Origin of the sequence: Micromonospora sp. NPDC005206, assembly GCF_040608175.1 — a bacterium.
Lineage (GTDB): Bacteria > Actinomycetota > Actinomycetes > Mycobacteriales > Micromonosporaceae > Micromonospora.
Window position 1 is genome coordinate 55,661 of the sequence record NZ_JBEXHU010000028.1, and the last position, 11,719, is coordinate 67,379.

General features: G+C 68.9%; 6 protein-coding genes. 5 read left to right on the forward strand and 1 reads right to left on the reverse strand.

Annotation, left to right across the window (positions count from 1 at the left end; translation table 11 throughout):
* Positions 1-136: 136 nt before the first annotated feature.
* From ABZU69_RS32440 to ABZU69_RS32450, 3 genes are read left to right on the forward strand one after another with little or no spacing between them, the layout of a single operon-like run.
* Positions 137-6,565 carry a DEAD/DEAH box helicase gene (locus tag ABZU69_RS32440; protein WP_354968109.1) on the forward strand — a complete coding sequence of 2,143 codons (6,429 nt, stop codon included), beginning with the start codon at positions 137-139 and terminating at the stop codon, positions 6,563-6,565.
* Complete coding sequence (locus ABZU69_RS32445) at positions 6,562-8,745, forward strand: UvrD-helicase domain-containing protein (protein WP_354968110.1); 2,184 nt, start codon at positions 6,562-6,564, stop codon at positions 8,743-8,745. The genes ABZU69_RS32440 and ABZU69_RS32445 overlap by 4 nt, the downstream gene beginning before the upstream one ends.
* Positions 8,746-8,795: 50 nt before the next feature.
* The gene (locus ABZU69_RS32450; RefSeq protein ID WP_354968111.1) at positions 8,796-10,058 is read left to right on the forward strand and encodes a protein kinase; all 1,263 of its coding nucleotides are present in this window, start codon (positions 8,796-8,798) and stop codon (positions 10,056-10,058) included.
* 341 nt (positions 10,059-10,399) lie between these two features.
* Here ABZU69_RS32450 and ABZU69_RS32455 read toward each other — a convergent pair whose 3' ends face one another.
* Complete coding sequence (locus ABZU69_RS32455) at positions 10,400-10,816, reverse strand: winged helix-turn-helix domain-containing protein (RefSeq protein WP_354968112.1); 417 nt, start codon at positions 10,814-10,816, stop codon at positions 10,400-10,402.
* Between the two features lie 246 nt (positions 10,817-11,062).
* On the opposite strand from ABZU69_RS32455, the gene ABZU69_RS32460 reads away from it, so the two are divergent.
* Both ABZU69_RS32460 and ABZU69_RS32465 read left to right on the forward strand, forming a co-directional pair.
* On the forward strand, positions 11,063-11,362 hold the full coding sequence (locus ABZU69_RS32460; protein WP_354968113.1) for a DivIVA domain-containing protein: 300 nt from the start codon (positions 11,063-11,065) through the stop codon (positions 11,360-11,362).
* Complete coding sequence (locus ABZU69_RS32465; protein ID WP_354968114.1) at positions 11,359-11,610, forward strand: hypothetical protein; 252 nt, start codon at positions 11,359-11,361, stop codon at positions 11,608-11,610. Before ABZU69_RS32460 ends, ABZU69_RS32465 begins: the two co-directional genes overlap by 4 nt.
* Positions 11,611-11,719: the final 109 nt, after the last annotated feature.

Consider the following 11,719-nt stretch of genomic DNA (forward strand, 5'->3'; position numbering starts at 1 on the left):
TTCCGGCGTCCGTGAACTCCCGTTCGGCGCCCGTTCCGGCGCGTGTTTGTCGCGAATCCGACTCACCCCGCTGGCAGGGCTGTCGAGCAGGTCAACCCCGGTAAGGGGTGAAGTAGCATGCGGCAGTGATCCGCTCATGAGGCCGACCATCGCCGCCGACACCCTGCGTCGGACCCTCACTCAGTACCTGACCACCACCTTCGGCCTGACCGAGGACGGCGTACGCCAGGGTCTGGAAGGTTTCCTCTCCCACCCGGAGCAGGGCATCTTCCGTGGCCCGTACCTTCGGATCCGCACCCCCTTTCGCCCGGCGGAGGGGGACTGGCGGGCGGGCCTGGACTGGGCGCCGGCCGGCTTCGCCCCTTACCTGCACCAGGCCAACGCGTTTGCCCGCTTGTCGACGAAGGGCAAGGCGGCCGAGCCGACTCTGATCACCACCGGCACCGGCTCGGGTAAGACGGAGTCGTTCCTGATCCCGGTGCTCGACCACTGCCGGCGGCAGAAGCAGCAGGGCAGGGCCGGGGTCAAGGCGATCCTGCTCTACCCGATGAACGCACTCGCCACGGACCAGACGCAGCGCATCAACGAACTGCTCTCCGATCCGGCGCTCAGCCAGGTCACCGCCGGTCTCTACATCGGCGACGTCGCGGCGATCGAGTACCCGCACGTGTTCACCAAGCGGTCCGAGATGCGCCGCACGCCGCCCGACATCCTGATCACCAACTACAAGATGTTGGACCTGCTGCTCCAGCGCGCCGACGATCTGCCGCTGTGGGAGGGCGCCGAGCCGGCGTACGTGGTGCTGGATGAATTCCACACGTACGACGGCGCGCAGGGCACCGACGTGGCGATGCTGCTGCGCCGGCTCGCCGCGGCGCTCGACCTCGACGAGCCGGAGCGGCCCCTCGGGCCGATCTGTCCCGTGGCCACCTCCGCCACGCTCGGTGAGGGCGGCGGCCGGGACGGGCGTACCGCAATCCGTGAGGTCGCCGAGCAGGTCTTCGGCGTCGCCTTCGACGCCGGGTCGTTGGTGGGGGAGGACCGGTACGAGGCCGGCGAGTTCATCGCCCGCCAGGACTTCAGCCTGCCGCTGCCCACCCCGGAGCAGCTCGCGGCCGTCGACGACCGCGACCCCGAGCGGATGATGGCTGAGGTTGTCGAGCTGGTCCTCGGCGAGCAGTGTCTCGACGATCCGACGCGGCTCGGTGACCTGCTCCGCCAGCATCCGTTGACGAAGGCGGTGCTCGACTCGCTCCAAGCGAGGCCGTGCACCCTCGACGAGATCATCGACGTGCTGCCCCGAAAGAACGCCACCGGCTGGGGCAGCGTGATGAAGACCCCGCCCGAGATCACGGCGAAGGCTCTCGCCCGGTTCGTCGGCCTGCTCTCCGTGGCGCAGAACCCGGAGGCCCCCGGCCGCCCGCTGCTCAACATCGAAACCCACCTGTGGGTACGCGCCGTCTCCCGCCTGCTGCGCGGCACCTCCCACCAGGCCGCCTTCGGCTGGTACGGCGAAGCGCCGCGTGAGCTGGACCCGTACGCCACCGACGCCGACGTGGTCGTGGCCGACAACCGCTACCCCCGGCTACCGGCCATCTACTGCCGGCACTGCGGCCGCTCCGGCTGGACGGCGCTGTCGCCGGAAAAGGACCCGCAGGAGCTGGAGACCGACCCGGACAAGATCTACCGAGCCAGCGTCGGTCGGGACAAGCGCCGGGTCCGCGCGCTGATCGCCGCGACCGAGGACGAGGTACGCCAGCGCTTCCGTGGCCTGCTGGTCCTGGAGTACGGCCGCCGGGTGCGCCCCTTCGACGAGCAGCGCGACCGAGAGCCCACCGACGACGCGATCGTCGTGCTCGGCGACGTTCTCGACATCGACGGTGCCGAGAAGGACCGCTGCCCGTCCTGCGAGCTGGACCACGGCATCCGCTTCCTCGGCGCCGGCCTGGCCACCCTCGCCTCGGTGGCGATCACGCAGCTCTTCACCGGTGGGGAGCTCGACGAGGCCGAGAAGAAGACGCTGCTCTTCAACGACTCGGTCCAGGACGCCGCGCACCGCGCCGGTTTCGTCGCCAACCGGTCCTACTCGTTCTCGCTGCGCTCGCTGCTCGCCAGCCGGCTGACGGCAGGGGAGTCGATCGGGCTCGACGACCTCTTCGCCAAAATGATCGAAGCGGCGGCGCAGCCGGAGATCCTCTCCACCGTCGTGCCACCGGACCTGCACGACCAGCCCGGTGTCGACAGCCTGCTCGCCGGTGAGCACAACGGCAGCCGCGAGACCTGGGAGCTGATCAGCGAGCGGCTCGTCTTCGCCACCGTGATGGAGACCGGACTGCGCTCCCGCCAGGGCCGCACCCTGGAGTTGACCCGCAGCGTCGCCGTCGAGGTTGCCCTCGACGACCCAGCGCGAGCCGCCGCGATCTGCCGGGACATCCACCTGACCGGCCCCGGCAACATCGCCGGGTCGCCCCCGGACGATGCCCGCTACCTCGCCTTCCTCCGCGGCCTGCTGGAACGGCTACGTACCCGCGGCGCGGTTTACCACGAGTGGCTGGCGCCGTACCTGAAGCGCGGGGGCACCCGGTGGCAGGTCTGGGGCGGCCGCCCCGCCGGCATGCCCGCGTTCCCGAAGGGCCTGTCCGCGCCCACGTTCCTGCTCGCGACGCCGAAGTCCCCCTCGGAGTTCGACGTGATCACCGCTCGCGGCAACTGGTACCAGGACTGGACGTCCCGCTGCCTCGACCTCGACTCCGGCGACGCCGCCGGCTTCCTCACCCGCCTGCTACCGGCACTCGCCGCCGCCGACGTGGTCGCCACCGGCGACACCGAGGACGGCAACACGGTGTACGGGCTGATGCCCGGCCACCTGCGGGTGACCCGGCTCGACGACGCGTCCGCCGCGGCCGCCGGGGTCGGATGTGACACCTGCCATTGGCAGCAGACCGAGCACCCCGACCGGGTGGTCGACTGGATCGGCCAGCCCTGCCGCCAGTACCGCTGCCGCGGTCAGCTCCAAGCCGCCCACGACGACACCGCTCCCGACGACTACTACCGGCGGCTCTACCTGGACAGCCCGGTGTTCCGCGTGGTCACCGGCGAACACACCGGCATGCTCACCCGCGCCCAGCGGGAGACGGTGGAGAAGCAGTTCCGCGACGGCGAGCGCTACACCGACCCGAACGTGCTCTCCTGCACGCCCACCCTCGAAATGGGCATCGACATCGGAGCCCTCTCGGCGGTCGTGCTCGCGTCGCTCCCGCACGGCCCGGCCAACTACGTCCAGCGGGCGGGCCGCGCCGGCCGTAAGAGCGGCAACGCACTCGTGCTGACCCTGGTCGGGCGATCCGAGCGGGATCGCTACTACCTCACCGACCCACGCGACATGATCGCCGGTCAGATCGTCCCGCCCGGCTGTTTCCTCTCCGCCGTGGAGATCCTGCGCCGCCAGTACCTCGCCCACCTGATCGACCTGGCGGCCCGCGGTCGCCTGACCGGAGTGCTGCCGATGCCACGGCGGGCGCACGTGCTGTTCGGCCCGAGCGGTTGGCTGACCGGCCTCGCCGAGGCTGGTCGTCGCGACGGTGGCCGCCTGGTGGAGGACTTCTTGACGCTCTTCGGCGACAAGGTCCTGCGGGCCGCCGCCGACCAGCTGCGTGAATTCGCGGTGGACGGCATCGTCCACCGGGTCAAGGAAGCCGACGAGGTCTGGGAGTCCCGGTTGGCCGACCTGCGTCGCCGACTCCAGGAACTCGCCACCGCCCGGGGCACGCTGGTGCCCAGCGATCCCGACCACGCCCGCGAGATCAAGATGTTGAAGGCAGAGGAGGGTGCGGTCCGCCGCCGGCTGCGGGAGGTCAGCGCGGCTGCCGCGCACGGCACCCTGGTCGAGTTCGGTCTGCTGCCGAACTACGCGCTCATCGACACCCGGACCGACCTGGAAGCCACCCTCACCTGGGAGGACAAGACCGACGGCGACCGCCGGTTCCACAGCGAACTCCGCGAGTACGCGCGCCCCGCCCGCCAGGCGCTGGTCGAGATCGCCCCCGGTAACAGCTACTACGTGCGGGGCTACAAACACGAGATCTCGGGGCTCGACGTCGGCCCGGCCGACCGGCCGGCGTACGAGCAGTGGCGCGTCTGCGCCCAGTGCGGCTACGTCCGCACCCACCTGGCCAAGGAGGACACCAGCGCCTGCCCGCGCTGTGCGGACCCGGGCATCGCCGATCACGGGCGACTCTTCGAGGTCCTCCAACCGACCCGGGTGCTCAGCCGCGACAAGCGCGACGACGCCCGCATCCGCGACGACAGCGACGACCGGGACCGGCGCTTCTACGCCACGACGGTCGCCGTCGACGTTGACCCGGCGAAGGTCGATTCATCCTGGCGGCACGCTCATGACACCTTCGGTGTCGACTACAGCCGGCACGCGATGATCCGTCACTTCAACCTGGGCGCGCAGCGCTACGACCGGGCAGCTGAACTCTTCGCTGGCGACGAGGTGCGAATCAACCGGTTCCACGCCTGCACCTCCTGCGGCGGGACAACCGTCGACGGTGCTCCGGTGAACCAGCAACTTGGCGTGCAGGCATCCGGTGTGACCGTGGCAGCGGGCGCGGAGCATCACCGGCCCTGGTGCCCGTACCGACGATCGCCGGCTGCCCCGGACACCCACGTGGATCTGATCCTGGCCCATGAGTTGGAGACCGAGGCGTTGCGCATCCTGATCCCCGCGGCGACCGCTGTCGTGCAGGAGCGCATCGTGTCCTTCGCCGCCGCTATCCGCCTCGGCATCGCCGCGCAGTACGGCGGCGACCCCGCGCACCTTCAGGCCGTGCCGGCCACCATGCCGGACGGGCAGAGCGACGGGACGCGCAACTTCGTGGTCGTCTACGACACCCAGCCGCAAGGCACCGGCTACCTGCATCGCCTCGCCAAACCGGAGGAGTTCCGCGCGATCCTCGAGCTGGCTCGGCAGCGGATCGCCGACTGCGTCTGTCGACATGAAGGCAGGGCGGTGTGTCACCGCTGCCTACTGCGCTACGCGCGCAACGAGCACTTCGCCCTGATGAGTCGCGATGAGGCGCTGGGCATGCTGGACAAGCTCCTGGACAGTTGGGACGTTCAGGAGGGCACCCGCACGGACGAGATCTCGCTGATCCACCAGGTGGAGAGCGAGCTGGAGCTGCGTTTCCTCACCAAGTTGCTGGCGCTTGGCGAGACACCCAACTCGGGGCTGCGGATCGACCGGCGGACCGACCATGACGGCGCCCGCATCGCCGACCTGCGGTTCGTCCGCGACAACGGTCAGAGCGTCACCCACTGGCAGATGAAGCTGCAGAACACCGTTCGAGGCACCCGGCCCGACGTCCACTTCAAACGCCTCGACGCGCCGTCCCCCGAGGTAGCGGTCTATCTCGACGGATTCAAGTACCACGCCTCATCGCAGTACAACCGGCTCGCCGACGACGCCGAGAAGCGGGCCCGCTTACGTGCGCACGGCTACCTGGTCTTCGCCGCCACCTGGGACGACGTCAAGACCTGGGGTAGCACCGACGGGCAGGGGCGGTGGACCCCGTACGGCGGAGTCAGCAAGCAGGCGGCGCGGGAGAAATACCGGCAGTTCCTTCCGGGTGCGGACCCGGACGAACTCGAAGAGACCATCTGGGTCAACCCGATCGAGCAGCTGATGCGCTTCCTCGCCGATCCCGATCTCATCCGATGGCAGCGCCGGGCGGAAGCGACCTTGGCGGGCATGCTCAAGCAAGCTCGGGACAACACCGCTACCGACTCCGGTGGCGTCGGTGAAAGGCTGGTTCCCGCACTGCGCGGAGAGCCCCTGCCCGGACCCACAACGTCGCGCCACATCATGCTCGCCCGCGCCCGAGACAACGCCGACTGCCCGGTGACGGTCGTCGTCGACGGGCGGAGCAAGCCGTTGCCGACATGGTCCGCGCTCACCGTGCTCGACGATCTGCCCGCCGCCGTCGCCAGCGAGGGACACAAGGAACGATGGGCCGCCTGGCTGGCGTGGGGCAATGTCGTGCAGTTCCTCACCAACGGTGGTGGTGACGCGGGCCAGCTCACGGTCTCCGCCCTCGACGACTTCGAGCCGGCCTCGATGGCGGTCACCGAGGGCACCGGACTCGTGCTGGCGCAACGCGCGCTGCCGCTCGATGAGGAGACGGCAACGTGGCTCGGCGTCGTGGCGCAGCCGGCAGCCGCCGAGCCCGAAACGCTCGACAAGGAATCCCCGTGGCGGGACATTCTGCGCTACCTGGACCCGGACGAGAACACCCTGGACCAGCTCGTCCAGCAACTTGCCCGGCAGAATCTACCCGCACCGGTCGTCGGCTACGAGCTGGGTGATCAGGGCTGGCAGGCCGAACTCGCCTGGCCCGATCGACGAATCGCCATTGTGCTCACCGGCCGGTCCGACGACCCGGAGACGGAAGACCGCGATCGGGCGTACGCGGAGGCGGGCTGGCACGCCCGTACCGCTCGGGAATGGTCGGTTGACAAGTTGGTGGCGGAGATCAGGGCGACGAGCGGGGGAGAACGTCGATGAGCACCGGAGCAACAACCCTGCGGATGCTGGACCGCGCCGACAAGGAGGTCATGAAACTCACCCGCGCCGACATCGGAGCGGTCTACGAGTTCATGCACAAGTTCCGGCACAATCCGGAGAATCCTGGGCTCAATCTGAAGGCGCTCAACAGGGAATCCCGGCTGATGTCCGCTCGGGTCAACAAGGACTACCGCGCCCTGCTGCTGCACATCGCCGAGCGCGACTACCTGCTCGTCGCGGTCAAGCATCGCGGTGAGGTGTACGACGACCTGACCCGATATGCGTACCGCATCAACCGGGTCACCGGCGGCATCGAGGTCATCGACATGGCACCCGTCGGTGACAGCATCATCGGCCGGGTCGTGCCGCCCGAGCCTGAGCCCGAGCCTGCGCAGAAGCCGCTTTTCGACACGTACACCGACGCCCAGTTGCTGGAACTCGGCGTCTCCGAGCCGTTGCTGCCGCAGATCCGGGAGTTGACGACCGAGGCGCAGCTTCTGGAACTGCTCGACCGGGCGCCGCAGCTCACCACCGATGTGCTCTTCGCGCTCTTCGACGGCACCCCCTACGACGACGTGCTCCAGCAGGTCACCGACCCGGTCCGCGCCGATGAGCCGGTCGATCCCGAGGACTTCGAGGCGGCGGTGGAACGCCCCGCCACGCAGGTGACCTCTGACGACGAGGCGTTGCAAGCGATGCTAGGCGAGGCTTTCGAGCGGTGGCAGATCTTCCTGCACCCCACCCAGCGGAAGCTGGTCGAACGCCGTTACAACGGCCCTGCGCGGGTCGGAGGTGGTCCGGGCACCGGCAAGACGATCGTCGCCTTGCATCGGGTGGCGCACCTCGCCCGGCAGCTACCGCCGGGGGTGGACAAGCCGATCCTGCTCACCACCTTCAACCGGAACCTGGCAGCCGACCTGCGTACCCGACTGATGGCGTTGGGTGGGCAGGAGCTGGTGTCGCGCGTCGACATCGTCAACATCGACCGGTTGGCCAGCCGGGTCGTGGCCGAAGCCAAGGCAGGCGGCAGTCGGCGCGTGGTGGACGACAATCGTGTCCTCGAGCTGTGGGACGAGTTCCTCATCGAGACGGGGGAGACCGCCTGGGAGGCGGAGTTCCTCGCCGCTGAGTGGAACCAGGTGATCCTCGGTCAGGTGCTCAACTCGCGGACGGACTACTTCAAGGCCCGCCGCCCCAACCGCGGCCGCAGTCTCTCCCGGATCGAGCGGGACCAGGTCTGGCAGCTGACCGAGCGCTTCACCACCTGGCTGGAAAACCGCGGCGTCTGGACCTGGCGCCAGGTGGCACAACGGGCCGCCCGCCTCGAGATGGACCGCACGGGCCACACCACCGGCGTCGCCGGCGAGGCGTCCGGTGGGTTCTACCGGCCGCGCTACCGCCACGTCGTGGTCGACGAAGCCCAGGACCTCAGCGCCGCGCACTGGAAGATGCTGCGCGCCATGGTCGCGCCAGGCCCGGACGACATGTTCCTCACCGGCGACACCCACCAGCGCATCTACGACAACCACGTCACGTTGAGCAGCCTCGGCGTCAACATCCGTGGTCGGTCGTCCCGGCTCACGCTGAGCTACCGCACCACCCGGCAGATCCTCGCCGACGCCCTGCAGATCATGACCGGGGAGGTGTACGACGACCTCGACGGCGGCGAGGAAGACCTGGCCGGCTACCGGTCGCTGCTACGCGGCGGCCGCCCGATCTTCCACGGTGCCCCGACATGGGCGCAGGAACGGGACCTGATCGTCGAGCAGCTCCGCAGTTGGGGCAACCCGACCGACGGCTCGGTGGCCATCTGCGTACCGACGAAGGACCTGGCGGCGGACGTCATCAGCCGGCTGGAGGCTGACGGACTGGCGGTGGTGGAGATCGGCCCTGACGGCCCAAAGCGGCCTGACGGCGTGCACATCGGCACGATGCACCGGTTCAAGGGTCTCGAGTACCAGCGCATGATCATCGCGGGGGTCAGCGACGGGCTCGTGCCCCGGCAGATGATCAGCAAGTACCGGGACACCGACGCAAAGCGGTACCAGCGCGAACGCCAGCGTGACCGATCGTTGCTTTTCGTAGCCGCCACCCGCCCCCGCGACGAGCTGGCGGTGTTGTGGCACGGGACGCCCAGCCCGTTCCTCACCAGCCGTCTCGTGCAGAGACAACTACCGTGACTCAGCCCTCGCGTCAGCGGGGGCCGGTGTTAAGCGCAGGGAGACCAGACATGCAGGCGGGGGACCGCATCGGTGACCGGTACGAGTTGACGTATCCGGTCGCTCGCGGCGGGATGGGTCAGGTCTGGGCCGGCTTCGACGAGCGCCTCGACCGCCCGGTGGCGATCAAGTTCCTACGGCAGCTGGAGGTGCCGGAGGACGAGCGCGACACGGCCGTCAAGCGCTTCCGACGCGAAGCCAGAGCCACCGCCCGGCTCGACCATCCGGGCGTGCCATCCGTGTACGACCTGGGCGTTCACGGCGAGGACCTCTACCTTGTCATGCAACTCGTGCCGGGCATCGTCCTCGCCGACCACATTGCCGAGCAGGAACAGCTGCATGTCGGCGAAGCGGCTTCCATCGCCGCGCAGGTCTGTTCGGTGCTCACCGTCGCCCACGCCGCCTCCCTCGTGCACCGTGACCTGAAGCCCCAGAACCTCATGATCACTCCACTAGGGGTGGTGAAGGTGCTCGACTTCGGCGTTGCCGCGCTGCTCGGCTCAACCGAAGCGTCCCGCCTCACCGCTACCGGCCGCACGCTCGGCACTCCCGCCTACATAGCACCCGAACAGGCTCAAGGCGGCCCTGTCGGACCAGCGGCCGACCTCTACGCCTTGGGCTGCACGCTCTTCGAAATGCTCGCCGGGAACCCTCCCTACGAGGCGGCGAACACCCCCGACATGCTGCGCCGCCATGTGCGTTCGCCGATTCCCATCATCACCGAGTACCGCTCGGACGTGCCCGACGACCTGGCGCATCTCCTCTACTGCCTCCTGGCCAAGACGCCAGCGGAGAGGCCAGCGTCGGCCGCCGAGGTCCACCAGCTTCTCACGCCGTTCGTCGACGGTAGAGGCACTCGCGGGTTGGCAGCCGCCCGGACGGAGACGCTCACTGGGGCTGTTCCACCGCCCAATGCTGCCTCCGTACCGGCGCAGCGAAGTCAGCAGGAGCTGGTCGAATTGCGGGCGCAGGCCAGGGAACTGGCCGAGAACGAGCGCTTCGTACAAGCGGCCGAGGTCTTGGAACGTGTCCTTCACTCAGCGCCCGACGGTCGTGAGCCGCTCGTCGGGGAGATCGTCGCCCTACGACTGGATCTCGCCAACCTCCGCATGCTCGCAGGTGACTTCCGGCAGGCGCGCCATGCCTTCGAGACGTTGGCCCGAGACTTGGAGCAGTCGGGAGACGAGCACGATCTTGCCGAAGAGTGCCGCCAACAGGCGATGGCTTGCCAGCTCGAGATGGGCGAGTCGACTGAAGCCATAAGCCGCCTCTGATCCGGAGCTCCCGGATGCCGCCGCCTTGAAGACGACATGCTCCGATGAGCTTGACACCATCATCGGTGCCCAACTTCGATGCCTTTCTCCTCCATCGCCAACGGGCGCTGCTGGGGTTGGCGGAGAAGGCCATGGGCAAGTAGGCGCAGGGGACGAGGCGGCGGACTAATAGGAGGCCACGCGTCAATGGGGGCACCCAGCGGATGACGGGCAGGTGGCCTCATTCTCGACGTCGTCCGGTCCTGCGCATCGTCACATTCCTCCACGAACGCCTGGGGCGCCTCCTAGGTCGGCTCCCCGCGTCAACACTGCGGCTATGCGGATCGGTGCGCTAGTGCGGCTTAACTCTTGGTTGGGCGCACTAGCTCGACCTGGTCGCCGGGTTTGACCTCCACCTCGCCCTCGCCGTGGCGGATCTCCAGCACCGGGACGCCCTCGTCCAGGTGCAGCTCGTTCCGTTCCCGGCCGGTCGGCATTCGAGCGACGACCGACGCGCCGGCCGGCAGTTCCACCCGTTGCCGCTCGGGCGAGCTTCGCACCCGTGTTCCGTGACCGCGAACGGTGCTGACCAACCCCTCGGAGCGCAGGATCGACATCGCCATCCGGACGGCCTCACGGCCAATGCCGTACTCCTGGGTCAGCCGGGCCTCGCTCGGCAGCGATACCCCAGGCGCCAGCTCTCCGGATTCGATCCGCCGCCGCAGTATGTCGGCGACCTGCACATAGACGGGTGTATGCGAGCGCGGATCGACAGTCATACCTGGTAAGCCTTGTCCCCCCGTGGGCCGCACTGGTTGTGCCCCTGTGCCCCTGTCCGTATACTTACGTGGGCGGCGACGCCCCAGGGTTGGAGCTGGATCTATAGCCCGGTCGAGTGACGCCGTAAAGCAGCCCTGGTGCCGTGCCCCTGATCAAAGCTGCGGCGGTGGGGTGGGGTGGGCCCGCGCGAGCGGTGTGACCCGGGGGCCCACCCCCTCCACTAACAGAAAGGCAGGTCGAACAAGATGAGCGTCCGCAACCAACGACCGGTACGGGAGGGCGGGGCGACGTATCGCTCCTCGACGTACACCAGTCTGCTGCCCTGGCAGGTGGGCGAGCGTCGGTTCCCGCCTACGGGGCTCGGACGCCGCGGCCTGAATCCCAACGACGTGTACGCCTTCCTCGATCGGGTCGCCGTCGACATGGCAGCTCTCCACGCCGCGCTCGCTGAAAGCCGGCGTGAGACCGCACGGATCAAGGAGGCGCTTCGCCGCTGGCAGTCCGAGCATGCCCGCGGCGGCAACGAGCGGGGGCACACCAGATGAGCCAGCGGTACGTCATCCACCTGCCCGTGACCGCCGCCGACCTGCCCGCCGCACAGCGCCTGGCCCGGGTCATCGGCCGCTGGATGTCCGTGCTGCCGACGACCGACCCAGGGGAAACCACGGTGTCCGAGGAGGATCAGCAATACCTCCGCCACCGGGTTTTCTGCGACCAGCTGATGCCCCGCGGTCGGCGCTGCCTGCTCCGCGCCGACCACGACGGCGCCTGCTCCCGCCGCTTGCGCCGCTGAGCAACGGGCGGCTTAGTGCTCCAGTTCGTAAGTCCTTCGGGGGTTGACGGTCCCTGCTCGGATGCGGTTACCCAGTGATGGGACTGACAAGGACGTCGCAGACGAAGTC

What these genes read in the sequence shown, in the direction of transcription:
- ABZU69_RS32440 (WP_354968109.1), top strand. Translation starts at nt 137, where the DNA reads ATGAGGCCGACCATCGCCGCCGACACCCTGCGTCGGACCCTCACTCAG.
- ABZU69_RS32455 (WP_354968112.1), bottom strand. Translation starts at nt 10,816, where the DNA reads ATGACTGTCGATCCGCGCTCGCATACACCCGTCTATGTGCAGGTCGCC.
- ABZU69_RS32445 (WP_354968110.1), top strand. Translation starts at nt 6,562, where the DNA reads ATGAGCACCGGAGCAACAACCCTGCGGATGCTGGACCGCGCCGACAAG.
- ABZU69_RS32450 (WP_354968111.1), top strand. Translation starts at nt 8,796, where the DNA reads ATGCAGGCGGGGGACCGCATCGGTGACCGGTACGAGTTGACGTATCCG.
- ABZU69_RS32465 (WP_354968114.1), top strand. Translation starts at nt 11,359, where the DNA reads ATGAGCCAGCGGTACGTCATCCACCTGCCCGTGACCGCCGCCGACCTG.
- ABZU69_RS32460 (WP_354968113.1), top strand. Translation starts at nt 11,063, where the DNA reads ATGAGCGTCCGCAACCAACGACCGGTACGGGAGGGCGGGGCGACGTAT.